The organism is Sphaerothrix gracilis Ecp01 (assembly GCF_030405905.1).
GTDB classification, from domain to species: domain Bacteria; phylum Cyanobacteriota; class Cyanobacteriia; order Phormidesmidales; family Phormidesmidaceae; genus Sphaerothrix; species Sphaerothrix gracilis.
Genome location: NZ_JASATW010000007.1, coordinates 208095 through 227247 on the forward strand (window position 1 = coordinate 208095; position 19153 = coordinate 227247).

Below are 19153 nucleotides of genomic sequence, written 5' to 3' on the forward strand. Positions count from 1 at the left end.
TGCCTGTTTGTTACTTTGAAGCTCTAAAAACTAAAAACAGACCTAACACCAAGCCCACCAAAGTCGGCAGCCAAGCCGCCATAAAGGGGGAAAGTACCTGCACTTCTCCTAGAGCGTTCGTGATAAAAGACAGCAGATAGTAGCCGAAAATAATTACAACGCTGACGCCGAAGCTGGTTGCTTTGCTGGTGCGCTGCGGTCGCACTCCCAGGGCCGATCCCACCAGACCAAACACAACGCAGACAAAAGGCAGCGCATATTTTTGCTGAATCCGAATCTCTAAGCGGCGAATGCGCTGATCGTTGCCGGTCTGACGTATTAGCTTCAGATACTCGTTTGCCTGCACGATGTTCATCTCGCTGTCATCTGGTTTGCGCGAGGCTAGGTCGAAGGGAGTACGCGGGAGCTGAAGCTGCTGATTATTAAACTTGACAATATTGCGAAAAGAGCCGTCAGGAGAAATGACGTAGATGGTGCCGTCTTTAAATTCCCAGGTATTTTGCTCAAAATCCCAGGTGGCTGACTCCGCACTGACAATTTGCTCTAATCCCTGCTGCGAAAAATCAACAATAGTCAACCCCTGCATATTTTCGCCATCAAACCGACGGGCGTAGAACAGGCGTCGCAGCTCTTTTTCCTCGTCATCATCCGCCGCCTTCTGAAATTCCTGGTAGAAAATATTGCGCTCTTGAAACGGGGGCCGTTCCGATTTAATTGCGCGTTCTAGGGTGATAGCAGCCCGGTAGTTGGCGGCAGGGGTAATTAGCTCGTTGAAGGCAAAGGTGAGGCCCGTCACGATTAGGCTGAGCGCTACTGCTGGGGCAATGATGCGCCGGACGCTGACGCCGCATCCTCGCAGCGCAATCAGTTCGCTGTCGCTAGACAGGCGGCTGTAGGTCATCATGGTGGCCAACAGCACCGAAGCCGGAAAGGAAAAGACAATAAATTCCGGCAGCTTCAGCACAAAAATTTCCATCGCCAGGTACAGGGAAAGCCCTGACTCTGTTACCCGCCGAATCAGGTCAAACAGAGCACCAATGGAAATACCAATGGAGGAAAAAGCTCCCACTCCAAATAGGAATGGCAACACCAGTTCCTGCATGATGTAGCGATCCATGACTGAAACGCGAGGAACAAGCCAGCGCCACAGATAGAAGCCAAGAGAGGGCCTATTTGAAGCTGTTGCCATGACTGTAGGAGATGAAAGAACAGAGCCAAAGACCGTCGGGGATTGGGGTTAAAGCCGGAAGCCTTCACCCAGATAATGCTGTCGCACCAAAGGATTATTGTAGAGATCTTCAGCATTGCCCGCCGCTAAAATTTGACCCTCGCTCATAATGTAGGCCCGGTCGATAATCTGCAGCGTCTCGCGTACGTTGTGATCGGTGATCAAGATACCCATGTGGCGATCGCGGAGCTGGGCAATAATCGTCTGAATTTCGGAAACGGCGATCGGATCTACCCCGGCAAACGGCTCATCGAGGAACAAAAAACGCGGCCCGTCCTGACCTGCCGCCAGCGATCGCGCCAGTTCTGTGCGCCGCCGCTCGCCGCCAGACACCTGAATGCCCAGCGTCTGCGCCACTGACTCTAGGCGAAACTCCTGCAGCAGGTCTTTAATCCGCTGGGGCCGCTCATAGGCAGGCACATGGGTCTGCTCCATGACTAAGCGCAGATTGTCTTCGACACTGAGGTTCCTAAAGATACTGGGTTCCTGAGCCAGATAGCCAATGCCCAAACGGGCCCGTTCGTGCATTGGCAGGGCAGTAATATCAATTTCATTGAGCAGCACTCGGCCCTGATCGGGCTTTTCTAGCCCCGTAGCCATGTAAAAAGTGGTGGTTTTACCAGCGCCGTTAGGGCCGAGGAGTCCCACAATTTCTCCCTGGGCCACCGACAAGCTGACGTGCTTGACGACATCGCGCTTGCCATAGGACTTCTGCACATTCTCTACGACAATTTTGAGGGGGCTAGTCTGCTGCCGGTTGCGAACCGCTGTGAGATCAGAATTGAGCAAGGGAAACTGCCTGACGAATTCAAATTACTTTATAACGTTTACGCAGGGAGGCTCAAGCTCTCAGCATACTCTACTTGATCATTAGACAGGCTTCATCGTCACAGCCCATCGGTGAAGATTAGGCTTATTCATCCAGCGGCGGCAGGGTCAGCTCTGCGGGTGGCGCGGCGGGACTGGGCGTGGGGGAAGACGTCTCAGCCGGTAGAATATAGGTGGTTTCTACCTGTTGGTTTGGCTCAGGCAGGGCCACAAAGCGGCCCTCATCAATTAGATAAGTCACCGTCTCGGCCCGCAGCGTATTGCCCTCTTGGCGTACGAGTACGTCGCCGCTGAGCACCATGCGGTTTTCTCGGCTATAGTACTGGGCCTGGGCTGAGGTGGCATAAATCTGCTGCAGGGGATAGTCAATCTGCACGTTGCCGCGAGCCGTAATGATGCCCGTATTGGAGTTAGCCTCCTGGACGTCCGAGCGCAGGGTGATAGTGCCGCCGCCGGTTTGAGCGCCAGCCTGACTAGAGAGCAGGTAAAAGGTCAGAACGCTGCCGATGAAGTAGGCAGCTTTTGGCAAAATTTTGTATCGAGCAGCGGGCAGAGGGCGCAGGCGAAACATAGCTGGTAACGGCTTGTAAAAATATTGGGTGCTCTATCTTACTAGGATAAGCGGCCTAGTCACAGATAGCCCCTGTTAGGATGACGCTTGCTGAGGTGGCTAAGTTGCCTCACCGGGCGATCGCCCATAGTCCTACCGAGAGATTCAGCCGCAACCAGAGCAGAAAGAGCCAAACTTGCTTATCCTAAAGCTAAGGCAGAAACGATACAAAACGACTTATTTTTATGGACTTGCAAACTATCCGCGATCGCGTTGACTCCATTCGCTCCAAGCGGGAATCTCTGGTGCGCCTGCTAGAGCAGCCTGATTTAGGCACGCTGCGCATTGATGTGAATCAGGCTCTTGAAGAAATGGACGATTTGCTGGAAGAGTTTGAGCGCACCTTTGGAGCTGAAGCTTAGGGCGGCGTCAGGCTCGCAGCTTTGGCCAGGAAGAACGTAAAGTAAAAGAGATATGAGTGTTCAGTGCTGGACGGCTTCCAAGTTAGGATGAATATTCAGCCGTTTTTCCGTTCGTCTAACGCACGATGCCTAAAGCCTATACCGCCGAGATTCTTCATCAGGGACAGACCCACACGATTACGGTGCCTGAAGATCAGACCGTTTTAGCCGCCGCTCAGGCAGCAGGGCTGGATTTACCCTATTCCTGTAGTGCTGGCGTTTGCACCACCTGTGCCGCCAAGCTTTCAGACGGTAGCGTCGATCAAAGTGAAGGCATGGGCCTCAGCCCCGAACTGCAGGCAGAAGGCTATGCGCTGCTCTGCGTTGCCTATCCCCGCGCCGACCTAAAGCTGGAGACAGAGCAGGAAGACATGGTTTACGAGCGTCAGTTTGGTCAGCCGCAGTAAGCCACATTGCCATGCAAACCCGGCTGATTATGCTTGAGATTGAGCTAACTGACTTGGGGGTTGATTTACCACAGGCGATCGCTGCTGCGCTCTCAGTACACGGCGAGCCGCTGCGCTGGGCTATTACTCAGGTGCAGTCGCAGTGGGCCAGCCTTGAGGCAGTAGTCCTAACCGATGATTGATGCGCCTGTGACCGCTGCTAGAGCCTATACAACGGTGCTCATTGTGCCAACGGGCATTGGAGCCAGCATTGGCGGCTATGCCGGAGACGCGCTGCCTATAGCCAGGCTGATAGCGCAAGCTAGCGATCGCCTAATTACCCACCCCAACGTGCTCAATGGGGCACAGCTCTACTGGCCCTTGCCCAACGCTTACTACGTCGAAGGCTATGGCCTCGACTGCTTTGCGGCTGGAACGTGGGGCCTGCGCCCTGTACGTCAAAACCGCATTGGCTTGCTCCTAGACTGTGCCATTGAATCAGAGCTGCGCTGGCGGCATCTGCAAGCGGCCAATGCGGCTAAAGCAACCCTAGGGCTAACCCTGACGGACTACGCCATCACGGATGCGCCCCTACAGGTGGAGCTGCGGACTGCCTCTTCTGGCGCGACTTGGGGCACTTTGGGCAATCCTGACAGCCTGCTGCGGGCGGCCGAAAAGCTAGTACAGCAGGCCAAGGCCGAGGCGATCGCCGTCGTGGCCCGCTTCCCCGATGACTTAGACAGCCCCGAACTGCAGCAGTATCGCCAGGGGCAAGGCGTTGATCCCCTCGCCGGAGCTGAAGCTGTGATTAGCCATCTGGTGGTAAAAACTTTGCGGGTACCCTGCGCCCATGCACCAGCACTGGCCCCTTTGCCGTTAGATCCTACTATCTCTCCCAAGTCCTCGGCTGAAGAAATTGGCTACACCTTTCTACCCTGCGTTTTAGCCGGACTGAGCCAGGCCCCTCAGTTTGTCAGCGCCGCCAGGCCGCAGCCTACTGATATCTGGGCCGATCAGGTTGATGCTGTCATTATTCCGGCTGAGGCGGCTGGGGGTAGCGGCGTTATCAGCCTTGGCCAGCGGGGCATCAAGCTGATCGCCGTAGGGCAAAATCAAACAGCCATGCAGGTGCCGCCCGCTGCGCTGGGCCTAGAGGCTATACAGGTCAATAGCTACTTGGAGGCGGCGGGATTGCTCCTAGCCGATCGGGCCGGCATTGATCCCGCTGCCCTACAGCCCGCGATCGCGCCCATACAGGCGCTCAAAAATTTGGGAGAACAGCGACTGGTTAAAATGTGAGCACACCGTAATCTGACTCTGCTAGCTACCGCTGCATTTTGGGTCAGCTTGATGATATTTAGAGAGCTAACGTGAGTAATCAGCGTCCTCAAGACCCGCAATTTGAACCGCTAAGCCGGGTACAAATCCTAGCCGCGATGGGCGTAACGGCTTTAGTTCTCTTATTGGTGGCTCGATTTTGGCTATTTTTTGACACGGTGGCAATTCTGCCCTTTCGCTGGTTGCCCCAATCGCTGCTGTGGGGCGTGGGCTTAGGTCTGAGCATTACCCTCGCCAGCGCTTTGGTCTATCAAATTTGGCCCGCCTATCGCCGCAGCGCTGACTTTTACTTAGACTTTGTCCTCAAGCCGCTGACTTGGCCAGATTTACTGTGGCTAGGCTTGCTGCCGGGGCTAAGCGAAGAGCTGCTGTTTCGCGGCGTCATGCTGCCAGCCCTGGGACTGAATGCGGGCGGCGTAGTGGTTTCTAGTCTTTGCTTCGGGGTGTTGCACCTCAGCAGCCTGCAGCAGTGGCCCTATGTGCTGTGGGCAACGCTAGTGGGTCTAGCCCTAGGCTATAGCGCCCTAGTCACTGGCAATTTGCTGGTACCTGTGGCCGCTCACATGACGGCCAATTTAGTTTCTAGCCTGATTTGGAAATACCGGCAAAATTAGGCAGGATCGCTGGCTGAAACAGCCTGATAGCCAGCAGCATACCAGTCTGGCAGGCGATTGGCCCTTTTAGGAAAATAGAGCAGGCTTGGCTATACTGAAGGCGACAATCGGCCCAACAGTGCCAGCTTGCCCATGAGCTTGATTAAGCGCCGAGCGATCGCGTACCCATCTTTCGCTGGATGTTTTAAGGTAAGCTTTTGTAAACATAATTGAAGTAGCTGCGCTTAGATTTAACGGCCAAGCGGCCCCATCAGACAGCAGCCCAGAGCGCTCAAGTCCTGCCGATTAATTGTTTAAACGCTGATTCTGACGAGTAAAAAAGCGATTGCAAGTGTTGGTGCGGGCCTAATTGCAGGCGATCGCTCAGCTCTTAAAGGTATAAAAATCAGGAGGTCATTACATGAAATCTTCTCTAGTGATTTTGTATCACCGAGAACCCTATGACGAAGTTAAAGAAAATGGCAAAATTTACTACCGGGAAAAGAAAAGTCCCAACGGCATCGTACCGACGCTGAAAAGCTTTTTTGCTAACGCTGAGAGCAGCACCTGGATTGCCTGGAAGCAGGTAGCCAGTAAGAAACAGGTCAATTTTGAAGAGCGAGTCACGATGGAAGGGGGCAGCGATAGCTGCGTAGTACGTCGGATTCCCCTCACGCCTGAGCAGGTTAAGGACTTTTACTACATCACCTCAAAAGAAGCTTTCTGGCCAATTCTGCACTCTTTTCCAGAACATTTCACCTATGAAAGTTCTGACTGGGAAAACTTCCAGAACATCAATAAGCTGTTTGCCGAGGCCGCCTGTGAAGACGCCGCAGATGATGCCCTTATCTGGATCCACGACTATAACCTGTGGCTGACCCCTTACTACATCCGGCAAAAAATGCCGAATGCCAAAATTGCCTTCTTCCACCACACGCCTTTCCCGGCCGCCGATGTGTTCAATATCCTACATTGGCGCACCGCGATTGTAGACAGCCTGCTCTGCTGCGATCTTTGCGGTTTCCATATCCCTCGCTACGTGGAGAACTTTGTTTCCGCCGCTCGTAGCTGCCGCGAGGTTGAAGTGGTGACTCGCACGCCGGTACCCGACTGCTTCACCTCGGTGGGCACTGCCTTGGCCGAGCCGGAAATGACCACTCAGCTTAAGTACAACGATCGCATTATCAACCTTGATGCCTTTCCGGTGGGCACCAATCCTGACTATATCGTCAGCATGATGAACAAGCCGGAGGTGCAGACCCGGGCCCAGCAGATTCGAGACGACATTGGCGACAACAAGCTAATTGTCTCTGCCGGACGGGTGGACTACGTGAAGGGCACGAAGGAAATGCTGCTTTGCTACGAGCGGCTGCTAGATCGCAGGCCAGAACTGATCGGCAAAGTCAACCTGATTATGACAGCGGTGAAAGCGGCCTCTGGAATGCGGGTTTACCGTACCGCCCAGTCTCAGATTGAGCAGCTTGTCGGTAAGATCAACGGTCGCTTCTCTAAGCTCAACTGGATGCCGATTAAGCTATTCACCGAGCCTGTCCCCTTTGACGACCTGATGGCTTTTTATAAGGCGGCTGATGTGGCCTGGATCTGCCCTCTACGCGATGGTCTTAACCTGGTGGCGAAGGAATATATCTCGGCCCATCAGGGCCAGGACGGCGTTTTAGTTCTGTCAGAATTTACCGGCTCAGCAGTGGAGCTACCTGAGGCGATTCTGACCAATCCTTACTCTGACAAGAGCATGGATGAATGTATTGATCAGGCGCTGGCAATGTCTCCTGAAGAGCAGGCTAAGCGGATGACCCAGCTCAATGATGCGGTCAGACGCTATGACGTGCAGCAGTGGGCTAACCACATGTTCCGAGAAGCGAAAGCGACTGACAAGAGCGATCGCGAACCCGTTCTGGTTTAGCCATCCTCAGGTATATATCCGGTGGGGTGGGCACTGCTTGCCCCACCGGCATCAAAGATTAAAAAACGCTGCTTAATTTACAGAACTTACTCTATAAAAGCGTGTAACTAGCTGTATGAGCGGAGATCCAGCCAGAGAGTGACGCCAGCAAACAGTTTGGAAGGTTACAGTAAAACTGAGCACCGCTAACCATCCTTCCCAGTCGTATTCAACCTAGACCCTATGCGCGATTTTCAAACTATTCAAAATACAGCTTACGATCTTATCATCATTGGCGGCGGTATTAATGGAGCTGCCGTTGCGCGTGATGCCGCTCTCAGGGGCGTAAAGACCATCGTTGTAGACAAAGAGGACTTCGGTGCCGGGACTACTAGCTGGTCTACGCGCTTAGTGCATGGGGGTCTACGCTATTTAGAGTACTTTGAATTCCATCTGGTACGAGAATCCTTGAAAGAGCGGGAAGTGCTGCTTAAGGCAGCGCCTCACCTCGTCAACCCGATTCAGATGACCATTCCGATCTACGGCAGTGGTTCTCGCAGCTATTGGGAAATTTGGGCGGGCATGTTTCTCTATGACGTTCTCAGCTTTGACAAAACCCTGCTGAACCATCGGATGCTCTCCGCCAAGAAGATGCGGCAGCTTTTCCGCTCCGTCAACCCAGAAGACCTCAAAGGGGCAGCCCAGTATTATGACGGTCAGGCAGAATATGCTGAGCGCCTGTGCCTAGAAAATATCATGTCGGCCCAGACGGCTGGAGCTACGACGCTAAATTACGTTGCTGTGGCTGAAATCCAGCGGCAGGACGATCGGATTACGGGCTTAGTTTGTGAAGACCGGCTGACGGGCGATCGCTTCACGATCAAAGGCTCTGATAAAGCCGTTGTGATCAATACTTCCGGCCCTTGGGTCGATCAGGTTTTGGGCCTGGGTCAGCGCGGCGATCGCCCAGCCCCCATCGGCAAAGACAAAAAGATGGGCGGCACCAAAGGCAGCCATATCATCGTTGACAGCTTCCCCGGTGCCCCAGATACAGCCCTGTATGTAGAAGCGGCTTCTGATGGTCGTCCCTACTTCATCGTGCCCTGGCTAGGTATGTACCTGATTGGCACCACCGATCTGCGCTATACGGGCGATTTGGACAAGGTCAAAGCCAATGACGACGAGATTGACTATCTCATCAGCGAAACCAACCGCGTCGTGCCCACCGCTCACCTCAGCCGTAAAGACATCAAGTTCACTTACTCTGGCGTTCGGCCTTTGCCCAATGCGGAAGGCAAAAAGCCGGGCAGCATTACCCGTAAGCATATCCTCTTCGACCACGCCAAAGAGGGCGTAAGCAATCTGATCTCCCTAATCGGCGGCAAGCTCACCACCCACCGGCAAGTGGGTGAGGAAATGGTGGATATGGTCTACCGCAAGTGGCAACAGCCTGCGCCTGAGTGCCTCACCGATAGGCAGCCGCTACCGGGGGCAATCATGCCTGACGATCCGAAGGTGGACGAAATGCTGGAGACTTATGGCGATCGCGTTGCGGCTGATTCGATCCACCACCTGTTTATCGTCTACGGGGCTAAGGCGCCGGAAGTGCTGGCGCTGGTAGATGACGATGCGTCTCTAGGCGAAAAGATTGTAAACTACCTGCCGGATATCGGGGCGCAGGCTGTCTATGCTATTCGCTCTGAGATGGCCTATTCTCTAGCCGATATCTGCCGTCGCCGCACGACCCTATCTATGCAGGCCAACTATGGCTTTGATGCCTTGCCCTCTATTCTGTCAGCTCTGGCTAAGCACTGCGGCTGGAGCGAAGCGGAATGCGATCGCCAAACCCAGGCTTACCGCCAGTTCATGGAAGAAAACTGCATTCCTGATTATCTGATTGGCTCGGCTGAGCTAACACGAGAGCTGCAGCCGGCTTCTTAAGCCCCTGCGTAATTGAGGGGTAAGGGGGCGGCTTTAGTCTAGTTCCCCCTTTACCTGGGAGCCAAGGCGTTACTGCTCTGCGCCACTAACCCTACGGCCACTGGTCGCTTTCACCCTCGGCTAAATGGGCACCGAGTCAGCGCTCGTGCCCATGAACCTTGTTTGACGCCAATAAAATCGGCTCAGTCTGTTATCGTCATAAACGATGCAGAGTTTAAAAACACAAACCGTGAATTTAACCGTATTGGGTGCAGGAGCCTGGGGTTCAGCGCTAGCTGCTCTTGCCGCTCGCAATCAGCACAATGTTAGCGTTTGGTCGCGCCGTAGCGAGCTGTCTCTGGCAGAGGCCGTACAAGGGGCAGAGGTCATTCTTTCCGCGATTTCAATGAAGGGAGTGGCTGAGCTGGCCAATCGGCTTAACACCGAAGTGCAGATTCCCAAGTCTGCCATCATTGCCACTGCCACCAAAGGATTGGATCCAGCGACAACCCGCACGCCCTCGCAAATTTTTACCGAGACTTTTCCTAGCCATGCAATTGTGGTGCTCTCTGGCCCCAACTTGTCTAAGGAAATTGAAAAAGGCTTTCCTGCGGCTACCGTAGCTGCCAGCACCGACGAGACGGCGGCTGAAAAAGTACAGTCGCTTTTTGCCTCCGATGCTTTTCGGGTTTACACCAGCCCAGATCCGCTAGGGGCCGAGCTAGGCGGAACGCTGAAAAACGTAATTGCGATCGCCGTGGGCGTCTGCGATGGCTTGGGCTTAGGAACAAACGCTAAGGCAGCTTTGATTACTCGCGCTGTGCCAGAGGTGATTCGTATTGGTACCCATCTGGGCGGCCAGACTGAAACTTTCTTCGGTCTGTCTGGGCTAGGAGATATGCTGGCTACCTGCACCAGCGTCCTCAGCCGTAACTACCGAGTCGGCTATGGTTTAGCAGAAGGCAAGCCGCTAGAGCAAATTTTAGAAGAGCTGGGCAGCACTGCTGAAGGAGTAAACACGGCCAATGTGCTGATTGAAATCGCCAACCGCGAGGAAATTCCGGTCCCCATTTCTCGGCAGGTCCATCGCCTACTCAACGGCAAGATTACGCCTCAGGAAGCGGTTGAGGCCCTGATGGAGCGAGATCTGAAACCGGAAGTCTGCGATCTGTTCTAGACTGCTGCCATGATTGCCACTCCTCACCCATGACTGCCAAGACTTATCTAGCCTGGAAAGCCCAGTAAGAAGGTTGCTATCAGTCCGTCAACGGTGAAGTCCGGCTCAATTTTGTAGGTCCTACTAAGCCGCTTTATCAGACTGTGGTGCTGCCGTGATTTTAGTTTAATTGGCAGGCAATAGCCGGTGTCCTGTGGTCCAAACTTACCGGAGCGCCGGTAGAACACACGCTAGGATAGCTACAGTTGCCGCTCTGACGTTTTTGCAGAAGTTATGCTTTGCCCCTGTCTTTTTCATCCACCTCCTTACGTCGCCCCCCTCACTCCAGTGACGTATTAATTTAGAGAGGAGAACTGTGAAAAAGGCATTTTTGAGCTTCTGGCAGCTCTGGAATATGAGCTTTGGCTTTTTTGGCATCCAGTTTGGCTGGGGCCTGCAGATGGCCAACACCAGCGCCATCTTTGAACATTTAGGCGCAGATGCTCATCAAATTCCGATTCTGTGGCTAGCCGCGCCGCTCACCGGACTGTTTGTGCAGCCCATCATTGGTAATCTCAGCGACAATACCTGGGGGCCGCTGGGCCGCCGCCGCCCTTACTTTTTGGTCGGCGCGATTTTTAGCTCTTTGGCGCTAATTGCGATGCCCAACGCCTCCAACTTATGGATGGCGGCGGGGTTGCTGTGGATTTTAGATACCTCGGCCAACATCAGCATGGAGCCGTTTCGGGCCTTTGTGGGAGATCTGCTGCCGCCGGAACAGCGCACCAAGGGCTTTGCCATGCAGAGCCTGTTTATCGGCATCGGTTCAGTATTGGCCTCGGCGATGCCCTGGCTGCTGACTCACGGACTGGGGGTAGGGGCGATCGCGCAAAAGCACGCCGTTCCGCCAGCAATTAAGCTATCTTTCTACATTGGCGCGGCGGTGTTCTTGAGCACCGTGCTGTGGACAGTGTTTACCACTGAGGAATATCCCCCCAAGGATATGACCGCTTTCAAAGCCCAGCAGGAACGCCGGCTAGGGATTGGCTCCACCTTTCGCGAAATTGGCACAGCCCTAAAGCAAATGCCCCCCACCATGCGGCAGCTCGCCTGGGTGCAGTGCTTTAGCTGGTTGGGGATGTACTGTATGTTTTTGTACTTTCCCCCGGCGATCGCCCGCAATATTTTGGGCGCAGTGGATGAAGCCTCTCCCCTCTATGCTGAGGGGATTGAGTGGGCGGGCCTGTGCATTGCCATGTACAACGCTGTTTGCTTTGCCTTTTCTCTGGTCTTGCCTAAGATTGCCGCTGCCACCAGCCGCAAAACCACCCATGCCCTATGTCTAGTTTGTGGTGCTGCCGGTCTGATTTCGCTCAACTTTATTCACAACCAGTACCTGGTGCTGCTGTCGATGGTGGGAGTGGGGATTGCCTGGGCCAGTATGCTAGCCATGCCCTATGCCATGCTGGTGGGGGCGCTGCCGCCGAAGAAAAGCGGTATCTACATGGGTATTTTCAACTTTTTCATTGTGCTGCCAGAAATTGTAGCTTCCCTCGTTTTGGGCTGGGTGATGATTCAGTTTCTGCACGACAACCGCCTGACTGCCGTGGTCCTGGGCGGCGTATTCATGCTGATTGCCGCGCTGCTTACCCAGCGAGTCCAGGAAGCGGCTAAGGCTCAGCCCGCCACAGCAGCAGCCCAGCTCTCTACCTCAGAGGCCGCCGCCGTCCCCCTGACGTTGGAAACTCAGATGACGGACTCCTCGGCTCAGGCGGTGCCGGAAACAGAGTCAGTGACTGAAACCCGCTGATTTTGCGCCAAAGCGATCGCCCTACTGAGCCGCCGCTGACTCTACTAGAACAATAAAAACCAGATAGTCCCAGGCTGCTGAACCTTCTGTTGCGGTCAGCGTCCTTTCTAGCCGCTGCCGCAGTGATTGAATATCGGCTTCGTTACTTTCATCTGCTAGCGTCACCTCATGGCCCTGCTGCATCAGCGCCTGGGAAAGCTGCCGGGGCAGGGGATGCTGATGGAGCTGGGTGTGATAGCAAAGCAGCACTCGCTGGGGGGTTAGCGAATCGCTGAGCGATCGCATCACCGCGCTCTTAAGCTGCTTTTTTCTGACCCGTTCCCCCAAAACCTCAGATAGTTTGCGCCACAGTTTGTACCCCACTGATTTTTCGACATAGGGCGGATTGGCCGGGTAGATTTCGCTGTAGGTTTTGTCCTGCCAGGAACCAATAAAGACCTGCCTTTCCAAGTCGTTGAGACGCTTATTGGTATGTTCAAAAACTTGCTGATCGACTATTTGAAAGGCGGTTTCAGCGGCTATTGCCTGAGATTGAGGAAGATGCTGCATTGGCGCTTACTGTCAGCAAAATGCTGACCATCCTAATTTTTTGTCTGTGGTAATTGATGCCCCTGAAAAGAGATGCTTTGCCTTCGATATAGAGAAAAATCTAGATTGAAGGTAACAATTTTGACCCTATAAGTCTTATTCCAGTGACTAATAAAGTCCTATGTCTTCCGTGTTTATACTAATCAACGGGTCAAAAAATAACCTGATCTAGATCACAGCAGGGCATGATCTAGCCCATAGGAAATCATTTTTGCCGTCACATCCGCCAAAACACTGAAGTTTTAGAATATAGCTGAGTCAATTGACCGATGTAAACTTTAATCGGCTGCGGATACCTGAAATCGTCGCTCAGCCAGTATCAAAGCTGGTTGCTCCGCTTTAAATATTGTCGCTAAGGACTGATTAATTCACCGATGAATGAACTCACTAATTAAATAGTTCGTTTTTTGAGCTGTTTTTTGTAGAGAGTAAATCGCTTATTTCCTCAAACTGATCTGTTATTAACAGGTCTGCTTTTTCGTGTCTTTAAGCCAGCTAAAAAGCAAAAACTATCTTTAAAAGTGTGAGTTTTTATGGTTTTAATTTGCTGGGAACTTCCGTACCTTTAAGTGATGCTGGTTGTTTGTGTATTTCGGTTGACTGAAGCAGAGAAATCTGTCTTTTTTGTACAAGGAATGGCCTATGTTTGATCCAACGCAGCTTGCAATTGATGTCTTGGTTTCGCATTTAGAAATTAACTACCAGCGCAGCTACGGCCGTCAGAATCAGGCAGCGATCGCCCTAATAGGTCGCACTGCCCGGCAGGTTTTAAGCATCTTGTCTGAAAGCAGCGCTCCTTATCATACGGTTGAACACACGCTGCTGACGACCTGGACTGGGCAAGCCATTCTCCAGGGTAAACAGGTGCGTGACGGCGATGTCAGCCCCCAAGACTGGCTCAACTTTACAATTGCTCTCCTCTGCCAGGATGTTGGCTATGTGCAGGGCATTTGCCCCGGCGATCGCCTGCCTGCCCGCCGCTGTGTCAAAAATGCAGCGGGCAAAACTGTTTTCCTGCAGCCCGGTTGCACCGATGCTAGCCTAGCGCCTTACCATGTCGATCGCAGCCAAATCTTTGTCAGCGCCCGTTTAGGCACTGAGCTAATTGACCTTGAAGCCGTCAATGCCATCATTGAGCTGACCCGCTTTCCGATTCCGGCGGGCGATCGCTATGCTGATACTCTCAGCTATGGCGGGCTGTGCCGCGCCGCTGATCTGCTGGGACAGATTAGCGATCGCCACTACCTGCAAAAGCTACCGGCCCTATTTCAGGAGCTAGCGGAAACAGGCATGAACCAGCAGCTTGGCTACCAGCATGTCGGTGAGCTGCGAGCCAGCTATCCTCATTTCTTTTGGGATATTGTTTATCCCTACGTGCAGGACAGTATGTTTTACTTGTCGGCGACAAAAGCAGGGCAAAAAGTTATTGCCAGTCTTCATGCCAATCTGTTCGTGCTGCGGCAGGAACAACGACGGCAGGAAAGCCGCGCCAACTTAGCGGTTGAGCCAGCCGAACTGATGACCTGGTCTCACGGAGCGCTGTGGATGTAATAGGTCTTTAAAAACCGGGCTTGGTATAGACGCAGCCCGGTTTCTGTCACATTTTCTAATAGCGCTACCTCTCTATAACGCCAGCGGTTCTGGGGGTTCAGCAGGGACAGAGGCTGTTGGCGTTTCATCTGTAGCAGATACATAGCCATAGGTTCCGCCTACCCCCACAGGCGTATACACCACTAGCATTGATGACTCCCAGTGCTTATGGGCGATCGCCTCTGGTTCCCGGTGCATGATCCACTTGCCCTGGCGCTGACGGCGCCGGGCAGGCAGTACCAGCAGATCATTCTCGCTGAAGCCTTCAGAAACTCGGCGGATAAAGTTACCACGCACTTCTTTGACACTGGCGGTTTCAGGAAAGCGATCGCGCCAGTTGACCTTGGGCTGTCGCGTCTTTGGCCCGCTCCACACCATTAATATTGCCAGCGGCGCTTTGAGTTCTTCTGCGAGCTGCTGCGCCACTACAATTGCCAACTCATTGGCAGCTGAAAGAATGCGAATCGCCGGCATTGCCAGCAGCACCCGCTGCACGTTTTCAATGGGCTTAGGAAACCGAGCGATTAAAACGGGCGTTGTGGCCTGATTGACCACGTTGTCAATCACATCACCAAACAGGCTGTCTCGGTAGGTGGAATAGCCCTTCCAACCGCAGACAATCAGGCTGGCCTGGCGCTCAGCCGCTGTGCGAATAACGCCACGATCAATGCTGTCATCAACGCGGCCAATGGTTTCGACCTCCACCACAGCGCTGTGAGCTACGTTCTCTGCTGTAGCCAGAAGCTGCTGCTGTCTGAGCTGCTCTGCTGTTGAGATTGCACCGTGGCGATCGGAGAGAACATGCAGCGGCAGTAATGTTCCCTTCATCCGCTTCGAGAGCAAAATCGCCAGGTTGAGCAAATTATCCTCAGTGCTGGGGTTAGCCACAGGCACTAAAATCCGCTTGCCCCATTCCACCGCCGCCTCGCTCTCGGTCGTCTTTTGGGGAGCGACCGGCTGCACTTGGGTTCCCCAGCGTTCCGTAATCCAGGGAGAGGCAATGCAGCTTACTAAAATCATGGCAATGATGCCGTTGACCGTCGCTTCATCAACAATTTTTAGGTTGAAAGCCACCGTAATAGCCGCCAGGGTAGAAGCAGCTTGAGCTACCGATAGGCCAAACACCGTCATGCTGCTGGGAAACGTCCAGCCAAACACCTTACCTGACCCCCAAGCCGATAAAAATTTACTCAGCAACTCCGCCACAATAATGACAGAGGCGACTAGCAGCGACTTCGGCTCTCGAAAAAGAATCAACGGGTCTACCAGCATTCCTACCGAGATTAGGAAAAATGGCACGAACAGCGTATTGCCAATAAACTGAATTCGGTTCATCAGCGGGCTAAGCGTCGGAATTTGCTGGGTAATAGCAACGCCTACTAAAAACGCCCCCACAATCGGCTCTACTTCAATCAGTCCGGCGATATAAGACACGACAAACAGCGCCGCTAGCACAAAGACAAATTCAGCCCCCTCATCATGGCCAAATTTACGGAAAAACCATCGGCCTAAACGCGGTACGCCCCATAGCGTGGCAAACGTAAAAATGATGAGCGACGGAATTAAAAACAGCCAAAAGCTCAGGGTCAAATCCCCTTCTTGGGCTTTAACAACCACGGCCAAGACCAGCAGCGCCAGAACGTTGGTAATCAAGGTGCCGCCTAAGGTTGCGGTAATCGCAGGCACGCGCATGATGCCCAGCTTGCTTAGAATTGGCAGAGCCACCAGCGTGTGAGAGGCCAAACAGGAAGCCACTAACACCGCGGCCAAGGCACCATATCCCATCAGCATCAGTGCCCCAGTCCCGATCGCCATCGGCACTAAGAATGTTGCCAGCCCAAAGCCGATTGCAGACTTGGCGTTGCGCTTCAAATCGTCCAGGCTGGTTTCCAAACCGCCTAAAAACATTAGAAACAGCAGCCCAACCGTTCCAAGCAGCACAATAGTCTCGTCGCGCTCTAGCAGGTTGAGGCCGTGGGGGCCGACTACCACACCCGCTAAGATGAGGCCGACGATGCCCGGCAGTCGCAACCGCTCAAAGATCAGCGGTGCCACCAGCATGATCCCAACAATGACTAGAAAAACAGTCACCGGATCTTGAATAGGCTGATTCAAAATTCCCAAGGTGGGAACATGCCAAAATGAGTCCCAAACCCAGCCCCAAGAGAGCATAAGCGCCACAGTAAACCTCTGCTAATAGGAAGTACGTAAACCCACTAACCACGGATGTCAGGAATTATGCGGATATTCGCATATCAGCCTGACTCTGCATCTTAGGAAAAAGCTGGAGTACTCTTCACTCTCCCGGATGATAGATCTGTTTCTTTAACCTATATGAATCAGGGTTAAAGTTTCTTGCATCAGTGCGGGTGGCTCACAACTTTTTGGAAGAATTGGGATAGAACCAGGAGCTAGCGTGGACCACATAACCGGGAGTAAGCTATGAACGCTCGATGCATTGTATTCTCTAGCCTGATCACCTGTCTCGTGGGCGCGATGTTGGGGCTAGGTCTAGCTGAGATCAACCGCGATCGCTACCCGTCTCAGATGCACGGGCAATATGCGATCGCGGGGGCTATGGGCGGTTTACTCATCGGCGCAGCGCAGGAAGCTCTCCGGCAAAAGGCAGAACAAGAGCTAGAGTGAAGCGTTTCAGACGGCTCTAACAATTTATTTTCACCTGCAACCTTGTCTTCATGGCGATCTGAAATAAGTAAAAGGCAGAGTTCCTTTTGCCGCAGTGGCCTATCCCTGGACTGACAGAATTTACTAGATTGAGAGCCGCAGAGAGTCATTTGATGCTGGGATTTTTACCGGCAAGTCCGGCTGAGGACAGATGCCGAAAAAAGGTAGAAGCTCCAAATTTAGAGAAACAAGCCGTAACCCGGCTGCCGAGGGTAATTGTCTTGGGGCTTCATAAGAAAAGTTAGAAGTTACGCCGTTTAAAACTCAAGACAGTCAGAGACATAGGCCAGCCCTCCCCTGCCCCCTTGATAAGGACGGCGACAGCCGGAGGAGCCTGCAGTAAATTAAAACCTCGTCAAGCGCACAAGTTCTGAGAGCCTGAGATGAGCCTCGACGCTCGTTGACAAAGTGAACTCATAACGAGTATGATTTAGAAAGTTGAGAGCAAAGCTGCTGTCTCTACTGAACAGACTGACTGGCACCGCTTTGCGACTATCTGATTGTTATTGACACAGCTATCTACAGGAGAACGCTTCATGGTTGCAACCCCAACCCGCGAATCTAAGACGTCTCGTCGCTTCTATCCCACCCGCATTGATCTACCTGCCGATACCCGCGTTCAGGTCGTCGATCTACTCAATCAGACTTTAGCGGCAACCCTAGATCTCAAAACCCAAACCAAGCAGGCCCATTGGAACGTCAAGGGCATGGACTTCTATCAGCTACACGAGCTATTTGATGAAATGGCAACTGAGCTAGAAGAGTATGTAGACATGGTGGCCGAGCGCGTGACGGCCCTGGGCGGCACGGCTATGGGCACTGCCCGCATGGCGGCTAGCGGCTCAATTCTGCCGGAATATCCGGTTGATGCCATCATGGGCGACGAGCATGTGACGGCTCTGGCCGAGCGCTATGCGGCCTATGCTAAGCACCTGCGTCAGGCTATTGATACAACTGACGAGGCAGGCGACGCGGATACAGCCGATCTCTACACCGAGATTTCTCGTACTGCCGATATGCGCCTGTGGTTCTTAGAGGCTCATTTGGTGAAGAAATCCGATGTGAGTTAGCGACTGAGTCGTGATGGGTGAGTTTAGTCAGGCTTTGCCATAGGCAGACAGATAGGCTCTCCCCGGCCCGTTAGCTCTTTTTTTGACCTCCTTTTTCTGACTTGGGAAAGGAGGTCTTTGAGCTGAATTTGCTATCAGCTACAACTTAGGTTTTGGGGGATGGTCAGGGGTGGAGCGATCCCCGCAGTCTGCGTCAGGGCTGCCGGATCTTTAGTTACTCAGCATTTTTTGTTGAAACTGAAGCCGCCTCATTAGGATAGAATCGCACTCAATTTTCGCAGCGAGAGATGGAAAGCCCTGTTAAGCCCCGGCTGATTTTAGTCATCGAAAATAGCCTTGAACACCAACGGCTGATTGAGGCCGTTTTTCAAGAAAGTACCGTACCGCACAAAATTGTCGCGATCGCCGATGGTGAACAGGCTCTAAATTTTCTTTATCGACAGGGGGAGTACAGAACAGCAGCTCGCCCCGATCTGATTCTATTGGATCTAGATTTGCCTGCCAAAGACGGGCGGGAACTTCTCGCAGAAATCAAAGCAGCGCCACAGCTCAAGCGGATTCCAACCGTGGTCTTGACCCTCTGCGATCGCCCAGAAGACGTGCTAAAAACCTACACCCTGCAGGGAAACTGCTACGTGCTCAAATCAGCCGACTTCGAGCAACTGTTTCAGATTGTTAAACGGATCGAAGAATTTTGGTTGGGAGTTGTAACGCTGCCACTAGAGTAAGACTACTCCTAGAGTTAACTTTTATTTAGGCAGACTGATTTTTGTAAGCAAAAAAGAATATTTAAACGGCGACGAAGTCAGTAAATTTTCAACAATTAGTCTGGCTGATTTTTTAGAATCTTTTAATAAAGCCTGCAAGCGACTTGGCTCTCTTCTCCAGGACGCTTATAAAAACTTCATTGAGACATCTCAGTTGATGCCGCCATCTCTATTGAGAAGTATTAACTAAAAAAGACTTTTGCAATTGATAATTGCGTTCTTTCAAGCTGGTTGCTGAGAGCTAAGCGATCGCTACTCAGGCTCAATTCGGAGACAAAAT

At 52.8% G+C, this 19153-nt stretch carries 18 protein-coding genes; 13 read left to right on the forward strand and 5 right to left on the reverse strand.

The features are described 5' to 3' along the window. Nucleotides 1-10: 10 nt before the first annotated feature. The 3 genes from QJQ48_RS10095 to QJQ48_RS10105 form a co-directional block, all read right to left on the reverse strand. Entirely contained in the window at nucleotides 11-1117 is a 1107-nt protein-coding gene (locus QJQ48_RS10095) for an LptF/LptG family permease (protein WP_346291136.1), read from the reverse strand. Between the two features lie 120 nt (nucleotides 1118-1237). Then, the gene (gene lptB / locus QJQ48_RS10100) at nucleotides 1238-2017 is read right to left on the reverse strand and encodes an LPS export ABC transporter ATP-binding protein (RefSeq protein ID WP_346291098.1); all 780 of its coding nucleotides are present in this window, start codon (nucleotides 2015-2017) and stop codon (nucleotides 1238-1240) included. A 124-nt stretch (nucleotides 2018-2141) separates the two neighbouring features. Further along, the gene (locus QJQ48_RS10105) at nucleotides 2142-2627 is read right to left on the reverse strand and encodes an LptA/OstA family protein (protein ID WP_346291099.1); all 486 of its coding nucleotides are present in this window, start codon (nucleotides 2625-2627) and stop codon (nucleotides 2142-2144) included. Between the two features lie 224 nt (nucleotides 2628-2851). Between QJQ48_RS10105 and QJQ48_RS10110 the strand changes: the two genes are divergently transcribed. From QJQ48_RS10110 to QJQ48_RS10150, 9 genes are all read left to right on the forward strand, one after another. Continuing rightward, nucleotides 2852-3028 (forward strand): hypothetical protein, encoded by a 177-nt coding sequence (locus tag QJQ48_RS10110; RefSeq protein WP_346291100.1) that lies wholly within the window; start codon nucleotides 2852-2854, stop codon nucleotides 3026-3028. Nucleotides 3029-3153: 125 nt separating this feature from the next. Beyond that, a complete protein-coding gene (locus tag QJQ48_RS10115) occupies nucleotides 3154-3474 on the forward strand; it encodes a 2Fe-2S iron-sulfur cluster-binding protein (protein WP_346291101.1) in 321 nt (106 codons plus the stop codon). 11 nt (nucleotides 3475-3485) lie between these two features. Further along, nucleotides 3486-3656 (forward strand): hypothetical protein, encoded by a 171-nt coding sequence (locus QJQ48_RS10120; protein ID WP_346291102.1) that lies wholly within the window; start codon nucleotides 3486-3488, stop codon nucleotides 3654-3656. Beyond that, a complete protein-coding gene (locus QJQ48_RS10125; RefSeq protein WP_346291103.1) occupies nucleotides 3649-4752 on the forward strand; it encodes a DUF3326 domain-containing protein in 1104 nt (367 codons plus the stop codon). The genes QJQ48_RS10120 and QJQ48_RS10125 overlap by 8 nt, the downstream gene beginning before the upstream one ends. Nucleotides 4753-4823: 71 nt before the next feature. After that, a complete protein-coding gene (locus QJQ48_RS10130) occupies nucleotides 4824-5405 on the forward strand; it encodes a CPBP family intramembrane glutamic endopeptidase (RefSeq protein ID WP_346291104.1) in 582 nt (193 codons plus the stop codon). A 400-nt stretch (nucleotides 5406-5805) separates the two neighbouring features. Beyond that, nucleotides 5806-7308 (forward strand): glucosylglycerol-phosphate synthase, encoded by a 1503-nt coding sequence (gene ggpS, locus QJQ48_RS10135; protein WP_346291105.1) that lies wholly within the window; start codon nucleotides 5806-5808, stop codon nucleotides 7306-7308. A gap of 222 nt (nucleotides 7309-7530) precedes the next feature. After that, nucleotides 7531-9228, forward strand: a complete 1698-nt coding sequence (gene glpD / locus QJQ48_RS10140) for a glycerol-3-phosphate dehydrogenase (protein WP_346291106.1) — start codon at nucleotides 7531-7533, stop codon at nucleotides 9226-9228. Between the two features lie 205 nt (nucleotides 9229-9433). Then, on the forward strand, nucleotides 9434-10384 hold the full coding sequence (locus QJQ48_RS10145) for an NAD(P)H-dependent glycerol-3-phosphate dehydrogenase (RefSeq protein WP_346291107.1): 951 nt from the start codon (nucleotides 9434-9436) through the stop codon (nucleotides 10382-10384). 394 nt (nucleotides 10385-10778) lie between these two features. Next, the gene (locus tag QJQ48_RS10150; protein ID WP_346291137.1) at nucleotides 10779-12173 is read left to right on the forward strand and encodes an MFS transporter; all 1395 of its coding nucleotides are present in this window, start codon (nucleotides 10779-10781) and stop codon (nucleotides 12171-12173) included. A 21-nt stretch (nucleotides 12174-12194) separates the two neighbouring features. Here the strand turns inward: QJQ48_RS10150 and QJQ48_RS10155 are convergent, their stop codons facing one another. Further along, entirely contained in the window at nucleotides 12195-12722 is a 528-nt protein-coding gene (locus tag QJQ48_RS10155) for a helix-turn-helix domain-containing protein (RefSeq protein WP_346291108.1), read from the reverse strand. A gap of 681 nt (nucleotides 12723-13403) precedes the next feature. On the opposite strand from QJQ48_RS10155, the gene QJQ48_RS10160 reads away from it, so the two are divergent. Next, a complete protein-coding gene (locus tag QJQ48_RS10160) occupies nucleotides 13404-14312 on the forward strand; it encodes a metal-dependent phosphohydrolase (RefSeq protein WP_346291109.1) in 909 nt (302 codons plus the stop codon). A 72-nt stretch (nucleotides 14313-14384) separates the two neighbouring features. Here QJQ48_RS10160 and QJQ48_RS10165 read toward each other — a convergent pair whose 3' ends face one another. Then, nucleotides 14385-16523: a cation:proton antiporter domain-containing protein gene (locus tag QJQ48_RS10165; RefSeq protein ID WP_346291138.1), complete on the reverse strand. Its 2139-nt coding sequence runs from the start codon at nucleotides 16521-16523 to the stop codon at nucleotides 14385-14387. Between the two features lie 270 nt (nucleotides 16524-16793). On the opposite strand from QJQ48_RS10165, the gene QJQ48_RS10170 reads away from it, so the two are divergent. The 3 genes from QJQ48_RS10170 (at nucleotide 16794) to QJQ48_RS10180 (ending at nucleotide 18834) form a co-directional block, all read left to right on the forward strand. After that, nucleotides 16794-16997, forward strand: coding sequence for a hypothetical protein (locus tag QJQ48_RS10170; protein WP_346291110.1), 204 nt, complete (start codon nucleotides 16794-16796; stop codon nucleotides 16995-16997). Nucleotides 16998-17572: 575 nt separating this feature from the next. After that, on the forward strand, nucleotides 17573-18106 hold the full coding sequence (gene dps / locus QJQ48_RS10175; protein WP_346291111.1) for a DNA starvation/stationary phase protection protein Dps: 534 nt from the start codon (nucleotides 17573-17575) through the stop codon (nucleotides 18104-18106). A 287-nt stretch (nucleotides 18107-18393) separates the two neighbouring features. Then, nucleotides 18394-18834 carry a response regulator gene (locus QJQ48_RS10180; protein WP_346291112.1) on the forward strand — a complete coding sequence of 147 codons (441 nt, stop codon included), beginning with the start codon at nucleotides 18394-18396 and terminating at the stop codon, nucleotides 18832-18834. Nucleotides 18835-19153 lie beyond the last annotated feature (319 nt).

Excerpts from the sequence above, each read along its gene's own strand:
- QJQ48_RS10095 (WP_346291136.1), bottom strand. The coding sequence starts at position 1,117 with ATGGATCGCTACATCATGCAGGAACTGGTGTTGCCATTCCTATTTGGA.
- QJQ48_RS10105 (WP_346291099.1), bottom strand. The coding sequence starts at position 2,627 with ATGTTTCGCCTGCGCCCTCTGCCCGCTGCTCGATACAAAATTTTGCCA.
- QJQ48_RS10110 (WP_346291100.1), top strand. The coding sequence starts at position 2,852 with ATGGACTTGCAAACTATCCGCGATCGCGTTGACTCCATTCGCTCCAAG.
- QJQ48_RS10115 (WP_346291101.1), top strand. The coding sequence starts at position 3,154 with ATGCCTAAAGCCTATACCGCCGAGATTCTTCATCAGGGACAGACCCAC.
- QJQ48_RS10120 (WP_346291102.1), top strand. The coding sequence starts at position 3,486 with ATGCAAACCCGGCTGATTATGCTTGAGATTGAGCTAACTGACTTGGGG.
- QJQ48_RS10125 (WP_346291103.1), top strand. The coding sequence starts at position 3,649 with ATGATTGATGCGCCTGTGACCGCTGCTAGAGCCTATACAACGGTGCTC.
- ggpS (WP_346291105.1), top strand. The coding sequence starts at position 5,806 with ATGAAATCTTCTCTAGTGATTTTGTATCACCGAGAACCCTATGACGAA.
- glpD (WP_346291106.1), top strand. The coding sequence starts at position 7,531 with ATGCGCGATTTTCAAACTATTCAAAATACAGCTTACGATCTTATCATC.
- QJQ48_RS10145 (WP_346291107.1), top strand. The coding sequence starts at position 9,434 with ATGCAGAGTTTAAAAACACAAACCGTGAATTTAACCGTATTGGGTGCA.
- QJQ48_RS10150 (WP_346291137.1), top strand. The coding sequence starts at position 10,779 with ATGAGCTTTGGCTTTTTTGGCATCCAGTTTGGCTGGGGCCTGCAGATG.
- QJQ48_RS10155 (WP_346291108.1), bottom strand. The coding sequence starts at position 12,722 with ATGCAGCATCTTCCTCAATCTCAGGCAATAGCCGCTGAAACCGCCTTT.
- QJQ48_RS10160 (WP_346291109.1), top strand. The coding sequence starts at position 13,404 with ATGTTTGATCCAACGCAGCTTGCAATTGATGTCTTGGTTTCGCATTTA.
- QJQ48_RS10165 (WP_346291138.1), bottom strand. The coding sequence starts at position 16,523 with ATGCTCTCTTGGGGCTGGGTTTGGGACTCATTTTGGCATGTTCCCACC.
- QJQ48_RS10170 (WP_346291110.1), top strand. The coding sequence starts at position 16,794 with ATGAACGCTCGATGCATTGTATTCTCTAGCCTGATCACCTGTCTCGTG.
- dps (WP_346291111.1), top strand. The coding sequence starts at position 17,573 with ATGGTTGCAACCCCAACCCGCGAATCTAAGACGTCTCGTCGCTTCTAT.
- QJQ48_RS10180 (WP_346291112.1), top strand. The coding sequence starts at position 18,394 with ATGGAAAGCCCTGTTAAGCCCCGGCTGATTTTAGTCATCGAAAATAGC.